The following is a 16,059-nucleotide window of genomic DNA, read 5'->3' as shown; positions in this document are numbered from 1 at the left end:
GCGGCTCTACAGATCCAGTTTGTCGATCATCGGCTGGGTGATCAGGCAGATGCCGTTCTCGGTGCGGCGGAAGCGCTTGGCATCGAGTTCGGGATCCTCGCCGACCACCAGACCTTCCGGAATGGTTACATTGGAGTCGATGACGACATTGCGAAGCTGCGCCCGACGGCCGATGCGGACATTCGGCAGAACCACCGCACCGTCGAGCCGGGAATAGGAATTGGCGCGGACGCCGGTGAAGAGCAGGCTGCGGTGCAGCGTTGAGCCGGAGATGATGCAGTCTCCCGACACCACGGAGGAGATTGCCGAGCCGCGCCGGTCCTCGTCGTCATGGACGAACTTCGCAGGCGGCGTGATCTCGGCATACGTCCAGATCGGCCATGACTTGTCGTAGATGTCGAGCTCGGGAAGGATGGCGGTGAGGTCGATGTTCGCCTGCCAGTAGGCCTCGATCGTACCGACGTCGCGCCAGTAGGATTCGCGCTCGAAATCGGAGCGGACGCAGGACTTGTGGAAGCGGTGGGCGACTGCACTGCCGTTCTTGACGATGTAGGGGATGATGTCCTTGCCGAAGTCGCGGTTGGAGGAAGGATCCGCCGCATCGCGCTTCAGCACTTCGGCCAGGAACTTTGTGTGGAAGACATAGATGCCCATCGAGGCAAGCGCGAAGTCTGGCTTGTCGGGAATACCTGGTGGATTGGCGGGCTTCTCGACGAAGTCGATGATCTCGTCCTTCTCGTTGACATGCATGACGCCGAAGCCGGTCGCCTCCATGCGCGGCACTTCCAGGCAGCCAACGGTGACATCGGCGCCGGAATCCACATGCTGCTGGAGCATGTATTCATAGTCCATCTTGTAGACGTGATCGCCGGCCAGGATGACCATGTACTCCGGATTGTAGGCCTCGATGATATCGATGTTCTGGTAGACGGCATCGGCCGTGCCTTCGTACCACTGCGTTTCCGAGACACGCTGGGACGCCGGCAGGATGTCGAAGCTCTCGTTGCGTTCCGGCCGCAGGAAGCCCCAGCCGCGCTGCATGTGGCGGATCAGCGAATGGGCCTTGTACTGGGTCGCGACGCCGATGCGGCGAATGCCGGAATTCAGCGCATTGGAAAGGGCGAAGTCGATGATGCGGGCCTTGCCGCCGAAATAGACGGCCGGCTTGGCACGCCGGTCGGTCAACTCCTTGAGGCGGCTTCCGCGGCCGCCCGCCAGGACATAGGCCATGGCATCGCGAGCCAGTGGCTGATAGCGCTTGTCGTCCATTCTGCTCCCCCTCTCTTCTATACTTGTTCCAGTTCCAGCATGATCGTCGCCAGGGGCGGAAGCGTCATGGTGGTACTGATATCTCCTCCGGCGTCGACCGCCCGTACCCGGCCGCCATTGCCCTTGCCGCTGCCGCCATAGATCTCCGCATCCGTGTTGAGGATTTCCCGCCATCTTCCCGCGGTTGGCAAGGGGACGCGGTAATTTTCCCGGTAGGTCGGCGTGAAATTGGTGATGACCGCCACCGGCCGCTCGCCCGGTGCCATGCGCAGCCAGGCGAAGACGGAGTTGTCGTGGTCGTCGGCAATCAGCCAGCGGAACCCCTCCGGTTCGCAGTCGCGCGCGTGGAGTGCGGGCTTTGCCCGGTAGCAGAGGTTGAGATCGCGGACGAGCCGACGCATGCCCTCGTGCTGGTGGTAGTGCAGGAGGTTCCAGTCGAGGGCTTTCGCCTCGCTCCATTCGCTCCATTGCGCAAATTCCTGGCCCATGAACAGGAGCTTCTTGCCGGGATAGCCCCACATGAAGGCATAATAGGCGCGCAGGTTGGCGAATTTCTGCCAGTCGTCGCCGGCCATCTTGGCAATCAGCGAACCCTTGCCGTGGACCACTTCGTCATGGCTCAAGGGCAGGACGAAGTTCTCGGAGAATGCGTAGACGAGACCGAAGGTGATCTCGTTGTGGTGATGCTTGCGGTGAATGGGCTCCCGCTTCAGGTAGCTCAGCGTGTCGTGCATGAAACCCATGTTCCACTTGAAGCCGAAGCCAAGTCCGCCTTCGTGGACGGGATGCGACACCTTCGGCCACGAGGTGGATTCCTCGGCGATCGTCATCACGCCGGGGTGGTTGCCGTAGGACAGGCTGTTCAGCTTCTGCAGGAAGCGCACCGCCTCGAGGTTCTCGCGGCCGCCGTATTCGTTCGGAACCCACTCGCCCTCCTTGCGGGAGTAGTCGAGGTAGAGCATGGAGGCCACCGCATCGACGCGCAGCCCGTCGAGATGGAATTTCTCAGCCCAGTAAAGCGCGTTGTTGATGAGGTAGGACAGAACCTCCAGCCGCCCGAAATTGTAGATGGCGGTGTTCCAGTCCGGATGGAAGCCCTGGCGTGGGTCCTCATGCTCGTAGAGGGCGGTTCCGTCGAAGCGGCGCAGTCCGTGTTCGTCGGTGGGAAAATGCGCCGGCACCCAGTCCAGGATGACGCCGATGCCGACCTTGTGGCAGCCGTTGACGAAGCGCGCGAAACCCTGCGGATCCCCGAAACGAGAAGTCGGCGCGTAAAGGCCGGTGGTCTGGTAGCCCCAGGAGGGGTCATAGGGATGCTCAGTCACGGGCAGGAATTCGATATGGGTGAAGCCCATATCGGTGACGTAGGGGATCAGCCGCGCAGCGAGTTCGTCCCAACTGAGGAAGGTTCCGTCGTCACGACGCTGCCATGACCCGGCATGGACCTCGTAGATCGATATGGGCTGGCGGCGATGATCGGCTTTTTGCCAATGGGTGCGGTGAGCCTCGTCCTCCCAATCCTGCTTCAGCTCCGGCGTCGTCACGGACGCGGTGTTCGGCCGCATCTCCGCCTTGCGCGCATAGGGATCGGCCTTGAGAAGGCGTTCGCCGTCCCTGCCGATGATCTCGAACTTGTACGGTGAGCCTCCCCGCACGTCCGGCGCGAAGATTTCCCAGATGCCGGTATCCTGCCGCAACCGCATCACGTGCAGGCGGCCGTCCCAGTTGTTGAAGTCGCCGACCACCGAGACCCGCCGGGCATTGGGTGCCCAGACCGCGAAGTGGAAGCCATCCACGCCCTGATGGCGGATCGGATGGGCGCCCATCTTGTCGAACAGGCGCAGGTGGGAGCCTTCGCGGACGAAGTAATCGTCCATGGGGCCGAGCACGGGGCCGAAGCTGTAGGGATCGGTCACCGCCCATTCGTCGTCTCCGCCGCGGCGAGCGCGATAGCGGATCGGTTTCGGTGAGGGGACATCGACCGGCCCCTCGAAGAAGCCAGCGTCATGGCGCCGCTTCAGCAGGCCAAGCCGCGTTCCATCGAGAAGGTAGGCGGCAACCTCCTCGGCGCCAGGGATGAAACAGCGGACATGATAGCCGGTCGGCAGCTTGTGGGGGCCGAGCACCGCGAAGGGATTGCTGTGCCGGCCTTCCAGGATCGCCTCGATCTCCGACAACGGAATTTCGCCAGGGGCTCTTCCGTCGTCGGGCGACTTCGGCGCTGTCGTCATCAGGCTCTCCAGATTTCCGACGCGTATTGGCGAATGGTTCTGTCAGACGAGAACCATCCCATCCGGGCGGTATTTCGAATTGTCTTTGAATACCATGATTTAGGGTTGGTCCAGATTTGGTCAACGGTCCGCTGTGCTGCCGCGTAGGCATCAAAATCCGCGGTCAGCATGAACCAGTCGTGATTGTAGATGCCGTCGATCAGGCCGGTGAAGCGGGAGCGGTCGTCGGGCGAGAAGACGCCGGACGCGATCGCATCGAGCGCCTGCGAGAGTTCCTTCGACTTCTCGATGATGGCGCGCGGCTCATGACCGTCAGCTCGGGCCTGCGCCACCTCTTCTGCCGTCAAGCCGAAGATGACGATGTTTTCCGCGCCCACGTGATCGCGCATCTCGACGTTTGCGCCGTCCAGCGTGCCGATTGTCAGGGCGCCGTTCAGCGCGAACTTCATGTTGCCGGTGCCGGAGGCTTCCATTCCGGCCGTGGAGATCTGTTCCGAGAGGTCAGCGGCCGGCACCATGACTTCGGCAAGCGAGACATTGTAGTTCGGAACGAAGACGACCTTCAGCAGGCCGCGCACGGCCGGGTCGTTGTTGATGACGCGGGCCACGTCGTTCGCCAGCTTGATGATCAGCTTGGCGTTGTGATAGCTGGGTGCCGCCTTGCCGGCAAAGAGCTTGACGCGCGGCACCCAATCGAGCTCCGGATGGGAGCGGATCTGGTCGTAGAGAGCGACCGCCTCGACGATGTTGAGAAGCTGGCGCTTGTACTCGTGGATGCGCTTGATCTGGATGTCGAACATAGCCGACGGATCGAGGCGCACGCCCATACGGCTGCCGACGAGATGCGCAAGCTGGACCTTGTTCTCGCGCTTTACGGCGGCGAACTTCTCCTGGAAGGCGGCATCGTCCGCGAAGGCGTCGAGAGCGTGCAGCGCTTCCGTGTCATCCAGGAACTTGTCGCCGATCGCTTCGCGGATCAGCGAAGTCAGCGCCGGATTGCACTGCATCAGCCAGCGGCGCGGTGTGATGCCGTTGGTCTTGTTGTTGATCCGATCGGGGTAAAGCGTGTGAAGGTCGGAGAAGACGGTGACCTTCATCAGGTCCGTGTGGAGCGCCGACACGCCGTTGATGGAATGGGAGCCGATGAAGGCGAGGTTACCCATGCGCACCCGGCGGTCGCCGTTCTCATCGATCAGGGAGATGGCGCGGATCTGCTGATCGCTGAAGTTCTTCGCCTTGCGGGCCTCGACCAGGATCTTCGCGTTGATCGCGTAGACGATCTGCATGTGGCGGGGCAGCAGGCGCTCGAAGAGCGGCACGGGCCAGCTTTCCAGCGCCTCGGGCAGGAGGGTGTGGTTGGTGTAGGAGAAGGTGCCGCGGGTGATCTCCCATGCCTCGTCAAACTCCAGTCCGTGCACGTCGGTGAGCAGGCGCATCATCTCGCCGATCGAAACCGCCGGATGCGTGTCGTTCAACTGGATCGCCACCTTGTCCGGAAGATTGGAAAAATCCGGATACTGCTGCAGATGGCGGCGCAGGATGTCCTGGAGCGATGCGGAGGAGAAGAAGTACTCCTGCCGCAGCCGCAGTTCCTGGCCGGCGGGATTTGCATCAGCCGGATAGAGGACGCGGGTCAGCGCTTCGGCCTTGTTGCTCTCGCGAAGGGCGCCTATGTGGTCGCCGGCATTGAAGGCATCGAGCAGGATCGGGTCGATGGGCTGGGCCGACCACAGGCGCAGGGTGTTGACCCGCTGGGCGCGCCAGCCGACCACCGGCGTATCGTAGGCGGTCGCGATCACCCGTTCGGCCGGTTTCCAGACATAGCGCGGCGGCTCGTCATAGCCGCCGATGGTTTCCACCGAACCGCCGAAGCCGATCTCGTAAGAGCTTTCGCGCCGCTCGAACTCCCAGGGGTTGCCGTGGGCAAGCCAGGTTTCCGGCAGTTCCACCTGCCAGCCATCCGCCATCTGCTGGCGGAAGAGGCCGTGGACATAGCGGATGCCATAGCCATAGGCGGGGATGTCGACTGTCGCCATGGACTCCATGAAACAGGCCGCGAGACGACCGAGGCCGCCATTGCCCAGCGCTGCATCGGGTTCGAGGCCCGCGATGACGTCGAAATCGACGCCAAGAGAAGCCAGCGCATCGCGCAGTTCATTCATGAGGCCGAGATTCGACACGGCATCGCGCATCAGCCGGCCGATCAGGAATTCCAGCGAGAGATAGTAGACCCGCTTGTCGCCTTGCTCGTAGACGCGGCGTGTGGAATCCATCCAGCGGTCGATGATGCGGTCACGGACCACGAGGATGGCGGCCGTCAGCCAGTCGTGCGGCTTGGCGACCTTGGCATCCTTGCCGATGCGGTAGGTCAGGCGCTCGATGATTTCTGCGGCGAGGATTTCGGGACGGGTGCTGCGGGGGCTTGGCTGCGGGATTTCCACGGCCGGGAGGCTATTATTCATGGTCTGCCAACTCTTCCGGTAGGGCAGGCGGGGAGGCGGCCTGCGTGAACCTTCGGTCTTCCTGTATTCGAGTCAGTTTACGCACCGACGCGGGAAGCTGGCAATAAATCGATTGAGGCGGCGGAAAAAAGGCGGGGATAGGGGTGGCCGTGAAGACGCGACGAACCCGCCGCTGGGGCGGGTTCGTCAGGAACTTGTCCGGCCTCAACTGGTCAGGCGGGTCGCAGACTTCGCCGCCTTCTGGCCGATTGCCTTGAACGCTTCGATCAGGGTGTTGGCATCCTCCGGCTGGAAGTAATGAGCCGGGGTGGAGGCGCATTGTGACAACAGCTTCTGGCCAGCCGTGGGCGCCATGAAGGCAATGGCATAGACTTCCATGCCGGCGTCCTTGGCGTTCTTGCACGCCTTTAGCGTCTTGTTGTCTGCACCCGAGATGTTGTTTTCGCCGTCCGTCATGAAGACGATATATTTCGACGGATCTTCGTCACCGTTCTTGTTCTTGTGATAGGTGTTCTCCATCGAGTTGGCCAGGGACGTGTAGGCGGTCTCTACTGCTTCTCCGGAATTGGTGTATCCGGACGCCGGTAGTGCATTCACATAGGTAAGCGCCGCCGACGTTCCCCAAGCAAGCGGAGAGGGCGACTGCATGACCTCGTTATAGGAGACCGCGCCCGTCCGAACGAGCTTCTTGTCGGGATCGACCTTGTCCAGTTCCGCGAGCAGCTTGCCGGTTGCATCCTTCAATGCCTCCATCTTGGTCTGGGTGACCATCCAACAAACGTTCTGACCATAGATCACGACGCACTTCTGGACCTTGCTATTGGTATTGTCTCCCATCGAGCCCGAGCGATCGAGAACGAGATAGAGAGATAGCGCGTTGGCCTTTTTCTCCGTCCCACTCGTCGACGTACCGCTGGTGGCAATGTTCATCGAACCTTGGCCGAGCACGCCCATCAGTGGGGTTAGGGCGAGGTCGTAATTCGAACCGACCTGAACCTGGAATTTCTTGCCGGTGGCGGTCGCTGTGGTCTTGATATCGATGTCGAGCGTCTCGGCAAGGGCACTCGCGGCGTCGGCGCCCATCGTGTTGGACGCCTGCCCGAGGAAGAACTGCTTCGCAAGCTCGCGGGCCGCCGCTTCATCGGCGGCTTCGCCGCTGGCGAGCGCCGTGGAGGCTGCAAGCGCCGCGGAGTCGGCGGCTTCCTGCAGCTGCGTCTTGGAAACCATCATGTTGGTGAGATCCAGCGCGACACCGGCTGCTCCAAGCAGGACGGGGAGCAGGATTGCCGTCATCATGCCGAAATTGCCGCTGCGGTCATTCAGGAGCCGCGAGAAATTCTGCCACGCCATCATCTTCCCATCCGCCCAAAACAGCTGAACCTCGGCATTGGATAACAGGAGGCCGTGGAGGAAGAGCTAAGCGGAAAGCTCAGATTTTAATCAATGGCCTGATTGGTGCCAAAACGGCCCGAAGCAGGGACGGAAGTGCCTAGAGGAGCGAGCTCTCGGCGTCAGCTCGCAAGGCGGGGCCGCCTTGCGAGCGCGCAGGCCTCAGCCGCGACCAAACTCGTCGACGATGCGGATGATGTCGTCCTCGCCGAGATAGGAGCCGGTCTGCACCTCGATCATCTCGAGCAGGATCTTGCCCGGGTTGGCGAGGCGATGGACCTCGCCTTGCGGGATGTAGACGCTTTCGTTCTCCCGCACCATCTTCACCTCGTCGCCGACAGTGACCTCGGCCGTGCCCTTTACACAAATCCAGTGCTCGGAACGGTGATGATGCTTCTGCAGCGACAGCTTCTTGCCCGGCGAGACGAACAGGCGCTTCACCTGGAAGCGGTCACCGTTGAGAATGGAAGTATAGCCGCCCCAAGGGCGGTAGGAGGTGGGGTGGGTTTCTGTGAGTGGCGACGTCGCCTTGTCGGCAGCGAGCGTCTTGACCATGCGGCCGACATTTTGGCTCTGCTCCAGTCGCCCGACATAGACTGCATCCTCGCTGGCGATGACGACGACTTTTTCCAGTCCCTGCACCGCGAGGTGGCTGGTGCGGGACATGACGAGAGAGTCTCGCGTATCCATCAGCGTCGCGTTGCCGGAAACCATGTTGCCGGCTTCGTCGCGCGTGCCGAGCTTCCACACTGAATCCCAACTGCCGAGATCGGACCAGGTGAAGGACGAAGGAACGACGGCGGCGTTCGAGGTCTTCTCCATGACGGCGTAGTCGATCGAGATGTCCGGACTCCTGGCGAAGGCTGCAGCATCGAGACGGATGAAATCGAGGTCAGTGACCGCGTTTGCGACGGCCTCGCGAGCCGCTTCGGCCACCTCCGGCGCGTGAGCTTCCATTTCCTCCGTCAACTTGCCGGCCGTGAACATGAAGATGCCGGAGTTCCAGTAGAAGCCGCCAGCCGCGAGCATGCGCTCGGCTTCCTCAAGCGGCGGCTTTTCGACGAAGCGCCTGACGGCATAAGCGCCGCCTCCGAGGGATTCGCCGGCCTCGATATAGCCATAGCCGGTGGCGGGCTCGGTCGGGGTGATGCCGAAGGTTGCGAGCCTGCCGGCGATCGCGGCGTCCCGGGCAGACCGGATGGCGTCGAAATAGAGCTGATCGGCCACAATCTCGTGGTCCGATGCGAGCACCTGCATGAGGGCATCGGGACCATGGCGATCGAGGGTCAGGGCGGCAGCGGCGGCGATTGCGGCGGCCGTGTTGCGGGCGACCGGCTCCAGCAGCGTGCCCGCCAGCCTGACCCCGGCTTCGCGGGCCTGCTCCGCAACAAGAAAGCGGAAATCCTCGTTGGTAACGATGATCGGCGGCTCGTAGAGCGTGGGGTCTGCCAGGCGCGTCAAGGTCGCCTGGTAGAGCGTCCGGTCACCGACGAACTGGATGAACTGCTTGGGAGCACTTGCGCGCGACAGTGGCCACAGGCGGGTCCCCCGTCCACCCGCCATGATCACGGGGATGATCTTCTGAGTCATGTCCGTCCTTGAATTCGCGTGTCGATGCGCAGACTGTCAGTCTATATCCTTTAGCGGCTGTCGTCGGAGAAACAAACGGGGCCCGATGAAGCACGCTTAGAAATCACGACGACGTGGCAAACTCCGCTACGTCGGTTGCCGGCGACAGGACAAGATGACGACAGTGTCGGACGAACAAGAGAAGAAGGGCGCGAAGACCGCGCATTGCGTCGTTTGCGGCCGCAGCCTGCCTATCCGGCAGATGCATGAAATCCACGAGCTGAGGCCGGCCCTGCAGGCGATGATCGCGGAGCAGGTCGGTGACATTGACGACCAATCGCTGATCTGCGAGCGCGATGAACGATGAGCGAGGGGAACTGTCGGAACTGGACAGGCGGGTGCTCGACAGCTTCGTGACGGGCGGCTCGACGGTACAGTCGAGCGCCGACCTTGTGCTGGAGTCCGAGCGCCGCTTTGGCGAACGGGCCGCCGATGCGGTGGCATCCTTCGGTGGCTCCTGGAGCTTCATCCTCCTGTTCTGCGCCGTTCTTCTCCTCTGGATGAGTGTCAACATCTCGGGCCTGTTTATCGAGCCGTTCGATCCTTATCCCTTCATCCTGCTCAACCTCGTGCTGTCCTGTGTAGCCGCATTACAGGCGCCAATCATCATGATGAGCCAGAAGCGGCAGGAGGCAAAGGACAGGCAGCGGGCCGAGAGCGACTACATGGTCAACCTGCGGGCCGAACTGGAGATCCGCCAGTTGCACGAGAAGATCGATCATCAGATGGCGAAGCAGTGGGAACGCCTGACGGAACTCCAGCAGATCCAGATCGAGCTGCTGGAGCGAAATGATCCATGGCAGGGCGAACGCAACTGAGTTTCGCCTGACGAGTATCCGGTCGAATCAGAAGACCAGGCTGCCGCCGATGATGGCGAGGACCAGGAAGATCACGAACACAAGCAGTGCGAGGAAGAACAGTACCTTGGCAATCGACGCGGTCGCCGCCGATACTCCCGAGAAGCCCAGGAAGCCTGCGACGATCGAGATGACGAGGAAGATCAGTGCCCATTTCAACATGGCGTGTCCCTTTCGCTTGAAGCCGGAAAACGCAGGCGAGAAATGAATGTTCCGCGGTCTTTTTAAGCAGCGGCGGGTCAACCCAGTAGATGGACCAGAAGCGGTCGCGGCGACCAGCGCGAGCCATGCTCGCGCCTGCAAGATATCTACCAAGGTGAAGGAAAGGATGGTGGGCGTGACAGGGATTGAACCTGTGACCCCTACGATGTCAACGTAGTGCTCTCCCGCTGAGCTACACGCCCATCCGATGTCGGCGCATAGACCATAAGGTGGCCGGGCCGTCAACTGGTTTTGATGTGAAATGCGAAGCTTTTTCACCGGCTTCGCATCATCCCGAAAATGCCGTCAGGCGGCGGCGAGCATCTTGTTAACTTCGTCCACCAGATCGCGCAGATGGAACGGTTTAGAGAGGACTTTCGCATCCTTCGGCGCCTTCGAATCGGCGTTCAGTGCGACGGCGGCGAAGCCGGTGATGAACATCACCTTGAGGTCGGGGTCGAGTTCGGTGGCTCGACGGGCGAGTTCGATCCCGTCCATCTCCGGCATGACGATGTCAGTAAGAAGGAGCGAGAAAGGTTCCTCACGCAAACGGTCATAGGCGCTCGCGCCATTGTCGAAGGAAGCGACGTTATAGCCAGCCTTCTCGAGCGCCTTTACGAGGAAGCGCCGCATGTCGTTGTCGTCTTCGGCGAGAAGGATTTTTTGCATCGTTCGGGGGCCGTGTTCCATATTTTCGAATTTTCGGAGCGTCAGCCTAGCCAATGGCTGGTAAAAACCCATTTAACGGCGGCAGGCGCGAATCCTGACAGGACATAGATAGTATGGACTTCGGCGGGGGCAACTGGCAACATGCCCGTTCTGGAAGTTCATGACATGGTAAAGGCTAGATGGACCGGGCGACAGGCGAATTCGAGCAGTTCGAGATCAGAGAGCCCACCTGCCAGACCATTCCCTTCGTCTATAATTCCCCCCATAGCGGGCGCTGCTATCCGACGGCCTTCCTGGCTGATTCGAGGCTTGATTCGGTCGCCATCCGCCGCTCCGCCGATCACTATGTCGACGAGTTGTTTGCACCGGCGCCCGAACTCGGCGCACCTCTTCTCGCCGCCAATTTTCCGCGGGCCTATCTCGACGTGAACCGCGAGCCCTATGAGCTCGATCCGAAGATGTTCGACGGGCCGCTTCCCTCGTTTGCCAATATCAGCTCGCTCCGGGTGGCGGGCGGTCTTGGGACCATTCCGCGAATCGTTGCCGAGAACATGGAGATCTATCGCCGTCGCCTCAGCGTCGAGGAGGGACTGGCGCGGATCGAGAGGATCTACAAGCCGTATCACACGGCGCTCCGCAGGCTGATCGCCCGCACGCATGCGCGGTTCGGCACGAGCATCCTGATCGATTGCCACTCGATGCCCGGCAATATCCGCCTTTCCGGCTCCGACATCAGGCCCGACTTCATCATCGGCGACCGCTATGGCACCAGCGCATCGGCGGATCTGTCGCGGGCGGCAATCTGCATCCTGAGCGAGCTCGGTTTCACGGCGGTGCGCAACAAGCCATATGCCGGCGGGTTTATCACCGAACATTACGGTCGGCCGACACGCGGGCTGCATGCGCTACAGATCGAGATAAACCGGGCGCTCTACGTGGATGAAGTGACGCTCGAGAAGAGGCGGGACTTCGAAGCGGTCGCAGGCAATCTCTTCACCTTCATGCGGCAGCTGGCGGAGGTCGCCGATGAACTGGCCGGCACCACCGCTCTCGCGGCCGAATAAGGCTTCCCGATCATAGCAGGCAAAAAAAACCGCGCCGAAGCGCGGCTAGTCTAGGGAGGAAACACCCAAGGAGGGCATTACAGTCAAAGACTGTAATGCAACACTATTATTGCAGTGCACAATTGTCAAGCAGATCCTGACCTTGTCCACATTTTGATCAGACGCTGTTGCACGCTTCCCACATTGCTTCCTGGGCTCTTGCGGTTACAAGCAGGTTTCAGTCCTTGCCGCCACGAGGTTTCTTATGCTTCCCGACCGTGCCTTCTTCTATGCGCTTGCCGACGCCGCCAAGGCGGAGACGCTGCCACGGTTCCGGACCGGCGGCTACGTCACCAACAAGTTGGAGGGTGGGTTTGATCCGGTTACGGAGGGGGACCAGGCCGCAGAGGCTGCGATCCGGGCCCTCATCGAAGACCGCTTCCCCGGCCACGGCATATTGGGGGAAGAGCACGAGAACATCGGTCTGGATCGGGAGCACATCTGGGTGATCGACCCGATCGACGGCACGCGTGCCTTCATCTCCGGCGTGCCGGTCTGGGGCACGCTGATCGGTTTCCAGAGTGGTGGGCGATCGGTGATGGGGCTGATGGACCAGCCTTTCACCGGCGAACGGTACTTCGCCGATGGGAAGCGCTCCTGGTATAGCGGCCCGGACGGCGAGCGGCAGATCAGGACGCGCGACTGCGAGCGCTTGTCGGACGCCATCCTGTTCACGACCTCTCCACACATCTTCACGGGCGAGGATGCCGAGCGCTATCATGCGGTGGAGCGGCATGTGCGCCTGTTCCGCTACGGCACAGACTGCTACGCCTACGCGCTTCTCGCCTCCGGCCATGTGGACCTGGTGATCGAGAATTCGCTCAAGCCCTACGACGTGGGCGCGCTGATACCGCTGATCGAACACGCAGGCGGGATAATCAGCACTTGGGACGGCGGTCGTCCAGAAGGGGGAGGCAATATCATCGCCGCTGGAAGCCGTGCGCTGCATGAACAGGCGATGAGCATCCTCAACGGCGCCTGACCGGTCAGGCCGCAGTCTCCGACAGGTCAAGCCCGCCATCCAGGCCCGGCATGAAGGCTTCGATCGCAGCCAGCGCCTGGGCGCGATAGATGTCGCGCTCCTGGAAGAGTTCGTGCCGCGCGCCGTTGATGGTCACCAGCTGGCCGGCCCGGAAGTTGCGGGCGAGTTCTTCCTGCTCGGCATAGGGGATGATGCCGTCGAGTACAGGCGCCAGGATCAGGGTCGGAATGGTAATCTGGGTCAGGTGCTCCTGACGCTTGACCCGGTTAGCCCCCTTCAGCGTTTCATGCAGCCATCGATAGGTGGGTGGCCCGACCGTCAGTTCTGGGTGCGCCGCGATAACGGCAGCGTTACGGGCGAAGCGGGCGGTGTCGGAGGTCAGCGGATTGCCCGGGAAGGGCCGGTCGATGCGCTCCTGCTCGGCCGATAGCCGACCGAGCCCGGTCCAGCACGCAAGCGCGGCGATCTGGCGGATCACGGCGACCGGCCAGGTGTCGTGGCGCAGCCCGACATAGGGCGCCGACAGTGCCATGCGGCTGATGCGGTTCGACAGCCTGGGTGCCGCGGAAAGCGCGATCAGCGCACCCGTCGAGTGGGCGACGAGAAAGAAGGGCAGGCGCGTATCCGGCAGCACGATCTGCTCCAGGAATATCTCCAGGTCTCGCTCGTAGTCCGACATGCGGCGTACGTGACCCTTGCGGGGATCCTTCAGCAGCCGGTCCGAGCCGCCCTGGCCCCGGAGATCGAAGGTCGCCACCCAGAGCCCCATCGCGTTGAGGTCGCGGATCGTCTCAAAGTATTTCTCTATGAAGTCATTGCGCCCCTGCATGAGGACCACGGTTCCGCGCGCCGGGGAGATCTGCGACCGGAAGATCGCATAGCGCAGCTTCGCCCCCCTGTACCCGGTGAAATGACCGGCAGTGTAGTTCTCGGGCGCGGGGTTTTCGGGCGTCGGATAGAGTATGTCGGGCATGGTCCCACGGGAGCGTTGGCGATCCCACAGCGATAGGTGCTCATGCTGCAAGGTCAAGGAAAAAAGCCGGATCGACACCTGAGGACAAGCATCGACCCGGCCAGCAGACTGAAGAGAAGGGACGTGCTTCAGTCGTCGACGGAGCGTGTGTCCGCCGATGCAATGACGTTTACGCGCCCCATCCTGAACCCGCGCGAAACCTCGTGTTCATGGGAAGTTCATGCGGTGAGGAGGTGGTTGCGTAGGGCTCTTGAAGCGTCGCGGCGGAATTCCCATCTTCATTTTGCGGGCGCCGGAAGGGCCCGTTAAACCCTGCCTCATCGCCATTCCGGGACGAGGCAGGAGAACAAAAATCGCAACACGTCGCTTCCCAGGAGGACAATAATGCGTCACGTCGATTTCTCCCCCCTCTATCGGTCCACCGTCGGTTTTGACCGCCTCTTCAACCTGCTGGACACCCGCGGCCAGCCGGAGCAGGCGCAGACCTATCCGCCCTACAACATCGAGCGTACGGGCGAGAACACCTATCGCATCACCATGGCCGTTGCCGGTTTCGACGAGAAGGAACTCTCTATCGAAGCGCATGCGCATGTGCTGACGGTGAAGGGTGAAAAGACCGAGGAAGACAAGGCCGAACAGAGCGAATACCTTTATCGCGGCATCGCCAAGCGCGCCTTCGAGCGCCGCTTCCAACTCGCCGATCACGTCGAGGTGCAGTCTGCCTCGCTGAAGAACGGCCTGCTTCATATCGACCTTCTCCGGAACATCCCGGAAGCCATGAAGCCGCGCCGCATCGCCATTGCCGCCGAGGCAGGCGAGGCGCCAAAGACGATTGAAGCGCAGGTCGCGCCGCAGCAGGTCAACTAACGCCTCTGCCTCTCCCAAGGCCCGGACGGCTCCTCCTCGCGGAGGGGCCGTTTTCATTTAGGTCAGCCTATAACCGCCAAAAAGGCGTCGACGTCGTCGGCCGTGGTTGCGAAGCTCGTAACGAGGCGGATCAGCATCTCGCCTTCGCCCGCCGGTTCAGACATGTCGCGCGGCTCGAGCCAGTCGTAGAACTTGGCACCTTTCTCATGGGCGTTCTTCATTGTGTCGATCGGCACGATCGCGAAGACCTCGTTGGATTGGGTGGGCCAAGCGAGGCGGGCGCTGTTGGAGCCGGAGAGACCGTCGCGAAGGCGGTCGGCCATGGCATTGGCGTGGGTGGCGAGATCCAGCCACAGCCCATCCTTAAGATAAGCTTCGAATTGTGCCGCGATGAAGCGCGATTTGGAAAAGAGCTGTGCCGTCCGCTTGCGAATGAAGGGCAGTTCCCTGGCCATCTCTGGATTGAAGAAGACGATGGCTTCCGCACACCAGCAGCCGTTCTTCGTGCCTCCGAAGGAGAGGATGTCGACGCCGCGCCTCCACGTCATCTCAGCCGGAGTGGCGTCGAGCGCAACAAGCGCATTGGCGAAGCGGGCGCCGTCCATATGCAGCGGCAGTGCGTGCGCCCTGGCCATCTGCGCAATCGCGGCAATCTCATCCAGCGTGTAGACGCTGCCAACTTCCGTCGCCTGGGTCATGGTAATTGCCGCGGCTCGGCCATGGTGGACAGCGTCCTGGGGGTAGCGGACCATCCTGGCCTCCAGGTTCTTCATATTCATCTTGCCGAGCGGTCCCTCCACCGGAACCATGCGCATGCCGCTGAAGAAATCCGGCGCGCCGCATTCGTCCTCAATGACATGCGCCTCGGAATGGCAGAAGACGACGCCGCCGGGGCGGGCGACGCTTGCAAGGGCCAGCGAATTGGCGGCCGTGCCGGTGGCGACGAAGAAGACCGAGACCTCACGCTCGAAGATCTCGTTGAACCGTGCCTCGACGGCACGGTCGAGTTCGCTCGTTCCATAGGCAGCGGCAAAGCGTGTGGATTCGCGCAGCAGGCGCTCGTTGATGGCCCGGTGAGCGCCGGCCCAATTGTCAGAGGCAAAGAACATGAATGGCCCTTTCGTATGCCACCGAAACCTATCGCGTTCCGGCCGCCAATCAATCGAGCGCTTTCCCAAATTTTCAGTCGGCAAGCAAGAAACGGAATCGACATCCTTCTGACAACTAAGTTTCGCAGATTGGCTACGTGGCGAAAGCTTCGGTCGCGAACGACACAATTTGTGAGCCAGCGGGTCTTGTGAGGCGGGGGCAAGTATGTCATACCACGCGGCGAATTAGGTCAGAACGGTTGACCTAATTTCGCATCTCCCCTCTCTTCGAGGAGGAGGCTTGAAGCGAATTCCGCAAGAACAACCACCTTGTCCGCC

The 16,059-nt window shown here is 61.6% G+C and carries 14 protein-coding genes and 1 tRNA gene; 5 read left to right on the top strand and 10 right to left on the bottom strand.

Annotated features, from left to right (window positions below; genetic code table 11):
* Positions 1-6: 6 nt before the first annotated feature.
* The 5 genes from glgC to NT26_RS13135 form a co-directional block, all read right to left on the bottom strand.
* The gene (glgC, locus tag NT26_RS13155; protein WP_052639355.1) at positions 7-1,269 is read right to left on the bottom strand and encodes a glucose-1-phosphate adenylyltransferase; all 1,263 of its coding nucleotides are present in this window, start codon (positions 1,267-1,269) and stop codon (positions 7-9) included.
* Positions 1,270-1,286: 17 nt separating this feature from the next.
* Positions 1,287-3,500 carry a 1,4-alpha-glucan branching protein GlgB gene (glgB, locus tag NT26_RS13150; RefSeq protein ID WP_052639353.1) on the bottom strand — a complete coding sequence of 738 codons (2,214 nt, stop codon included), beginning with the start codon at positions 3,498-3,500 and terminating at the stop codon, positions 1,287-1,289.
* Positions 3,500-5,962: a glycogen/starch/alpha-glucan phosphorylase gene (locus NT26_RS13145; protein ID WP_052639351.1), complete on the bottom strand. Its 2,463-nt coding sequence runs from the start codon at positions 5,960-5,962 to the stop codon at positions 3,500-3,502. The genes glgB and NT26_RS13145 overlap by 1 nt, the downstream gene beginning before the upstream one ends.
* Positions 5,963-6,166: 204 nt before the next feature.
* A complete protein-coding gene (locus NT26_RS13140) occupies positions 6,167-7,315 on the bottom strand; it encodes a vWA domain-containing protein (RefSeq protein WP_052639349.1) in 1,149 nt (382 codons plus the stop codon).
* A 198-nt stretch (positions 7,316-7,513) separates the two neighbouring features.
* Positions 7,514-8,941 (bottom strand): mannose-1-phosphate guanylyltransferase/mannose-6-phosphate isomerase, encoded by a 1,428-nt coding sequence (locus NT26_RS13135; RefSeq protein WP_052639347.1) that lies wholly within the window; start codon positions 8,939-8,941, stop codon positions 7,514-7,516.
* Between the two features lie 154 nt (positions 8,942-9,095).
* On the opposite strand from NT26_RS13135, the gene NT26_RS22395 reads away from it, so the two are divergent.
* Together NT26_RS22395 and NT26_RS13130 are read left to right on the top strand one after the other, a co-directional pair.
* Positions 9,096-9,287 (top strand): hypothetical protein, encoded by a 192-nt coding sequence (locus tag NT26_RS22395; RefSeq protein ID WP_082077702.1) that lies wholly within the window; start codon positions 9,096-9,098, stop codon positions 9,285-9,287.
* Positions 9,277-9,798, top strand: coding sequence for a DUF1003 domain-containing protein (locus tag NT26_RS13130; RefSeq protein WP_082077701.1), 522 nt, complete (start codon positions 9,277-9,279; stop codon positions 9,796-9,798). The genes NT26_RS22395 and NT26_RS13130 overlap by 11 nt, the downstream gene beginning before the upstream one ends.
* 27 nt (positions 9,799-9,825) lie before the next feature.
* Here NT26_RS13130 and NT26_RS22190 read toward each other — a convergent pair whose 3' ends face one another.
* The 3 genes from NT26_RS22190 to cpdR1 all read right to left on the bottom strand — a co-directional run bounded on the left by NT26_RS22190 (position 9,826) and on the right by cpdR1 (position 10,707).
* Positions 9,826-9,999, bottom strand: coding sequence for a DUF1328 domain-containing protein (locus NT26_RS22190; protein WP_065814535.1), 174 nt, complete (start codon positions 9,997-9,999; stop codon positions 9,826-9,828).
* Positions 10,000-10,166: 167 nt separating this feature from the next.
* Positions 10,167-10,241: transfer RNA gene (locus NT26_RS13125), tRNA-Val, on the bottom strand.
* A gap of 103 nt (positions 10,242-10,344) precedes the next feature.
* Positions 10,345-10,707, bottom strand: coding sequence for a response regulator CpdR1 (gene cpdR1, locus NT26_RS13120; RefSeq protein ID WP_052642173.1), 363 nt, complete (start codon positions 10,705-10,707; stop codon positions 10,345-10,347).
* Between the two features lie 179 nt (positions 10,708-10,886).
* On the opposite strand from cpdR1, the gene NT26_RS13115 reads away from it, so the two are divergent.
* On the top strand, positions 10,887-11,771 hold the full coding sequence (locus NT26_RS13115; protein WP_052639345.1) for an N-formylglutamate amidohydrolase: 885 nt from the start codon (positions 10,887-10,889) through the stop codon (positions 11,769-11,771).
* A 244-nt stretch (positions 11,772-12,015) separates the two neighbouring features.
* Complete coding sequence (gene hisN / locus NT26_RS13110; protein ID WP_052639342.1) at positions 12,016-12,792, top strand: histidinol-phosphatase; 777 nt, start codon at positions 12,016-12,018, stop codon at positions 12,790-12,792.
* 4 nt (positions 12,793-12,796) lie between these two features.
* Here hisN and NT26_RS13105 read toward each other — a convergent pair whose 3' ends face one another.
* Positions 12,797-13,765, bottom strand: coding sequence for an alpha/beta fold hydrolase (locus tag NT26_RS13105; RefSeq protein ID WP_052639340.1), 969 nt, complete (start codon positions 13,763-13,765; stop codon positions 12,797-12,799).
* Positions 13,766-14,149: 384 nt separating this feature from the next.
* Between NT26_RS13105 and NT26_RS13100 the strand changes: the two genes are divergently transcribed.
* Positions 14,150-14,632, top strand: a complete 483-nt coding sequence (locus tag NT26_RS13100; protein ID WP_052639338.1) for an Hsp20 family protein — start codon at positions 14,150-14,152, stop codon at positions 14,630-14,632.
* A 62-nt stretch (positions 14,633-14,694) separates the two neighbouring features.
* Here the strand turns inward: NT26_RS13100 and NT26_RS13095 are convergent, their stop codons facing one another.
* Positions 14,695-15,741 carry a threonine aldolase family protein gene (locus NT26_RS13095; RefSeq protein ID WP_052639336.1) on the bottom strand — a complete coding sequence of 349 codons (1,047 nt, stop codon included), beginning with the start codon at positions 15,739-15,741 and terminating at the stop codon, positions 14,695-14,697.
* Between the last annotated feature and the right edge of the window lie 318 nt (positions 15,742-16,059).

The organism is Pseudorhizobium banfieldiae, assembly GCF_000967425.1.
GTDB lineage: Bacteria > Pseudomonadota > Alphaproteobacteria > Rhizobiales > Rhizobiaceae > Neorhizobium > Neorhizobium banfieldiae.
This window is presented reverse-complemented; position numbering and strand designations above follow the sequence as displayed.

What these genes read in the sequence shown, in the direction of transcription:
- glgC (WP_052639355.1), bottom strand. Translation starts at nt 1,269, where the DNA reads ATGGACGACAAGCGCTATCAGCCACTGGCTCGCGATGCCATGGCCTAT.
- glgB (WP_052639353.1), bottom strand. Translation starts at nt 3,500, where the DNA reads ATGACGACAGCGCCGAAGTCGCCCGACGACGGAAGAGCCCCTGGCGAA.
- NT26_RS13145 (WP_052639351.1), bottom strand. Translation starts at nt 5,962, where the DNA reads ATGAATAATAGCCTCCCGGCCGTGGAAATCCCGCAGCCAAGCCCCCGC.
- NT26_RS13140 (WP_052639349.1), bottom strand. Translation starts at nt 7,315, where the DNA reads ATGATGGCGTGGCAGAATTTCTCGCGGCTCCTGAATGACCGCAGCGGC.
- NT26_RS13135 (WP_052639347.1), bottom strand. Translation starts at nt 8,941, where the DNA reads ATGACTCAGAAGATCATCCCCGTGATCATGGCGGGTGGACGGGGGACC.
- NT26_RS22395 (WP_082077702.1), top strand. Translation starts at nt 9,096, where the DNA reads ATGACGACAGTGTCGGACGAACAAGAGAAGAAGGGCGCGAAGACCGCG.
- NT26_RS13130 (WP_082077701.1), top strand. Translation starts at nt 9,277, where the DNA reads ATGAACGATGAGCGAGGGGAACTGTCGGAACTGGACAGGCGGGTGCTC.
- NT26_RS22190 (WP_065814535.1), bottom strand. Translation starts at nt 9,999, where the DNA reads ATGTTGAAATGGGCACTGATCTTCCTCGTCATCTCGATCGTCGCAGGC.
- cpdR1 (WP_052642173.1), bottom strand. Translation starts at nt 10,707, where the DNA reads ATGCAAAAAATCCTTCTCGCCGAAGACGACAACGACATGCGGCGCTTC.
- NT26_RS13115 (WP_052639345.1), top strand. Translation starts at nt 10,887, where the DNA reads ATGGACCGGGCGACAGGCGAATTCGAGCAGTTCGAGATCAGAGAGCCC.
- hisN (WP_052639342.1), top strand. Translation starts at nt 12,016, where the DNA reads ATGCTTCCCGACCGTGCCTTCTTCTATGCGCTTGCCGACGCCGCCAAG.
- NT26_RS13105 (WP_052639340.1), bottom strand. Translation starts at nt 13,765, where the DNA reads ATGCCCGACATACTCTATCCGACGCCCGAAAACCCCGCGCCCGAGAAC.
- NT26_RS13100 (WP_052639338.1), top strand. Translation starts at nt 14,150, where the DNA reads ATGCGTCACGTCGATTTCTCCCCCCTCTATCGGTCCACCGTCGGTTTT.
- NT26_RS13095 (WP_052639336.1), bottom strand. Translation starts at nt 15,741, where the DNA reads ATGTTCTTTGCCTCTGACAATTGGGCCGGCGCTCACCGGGCCATCAAC.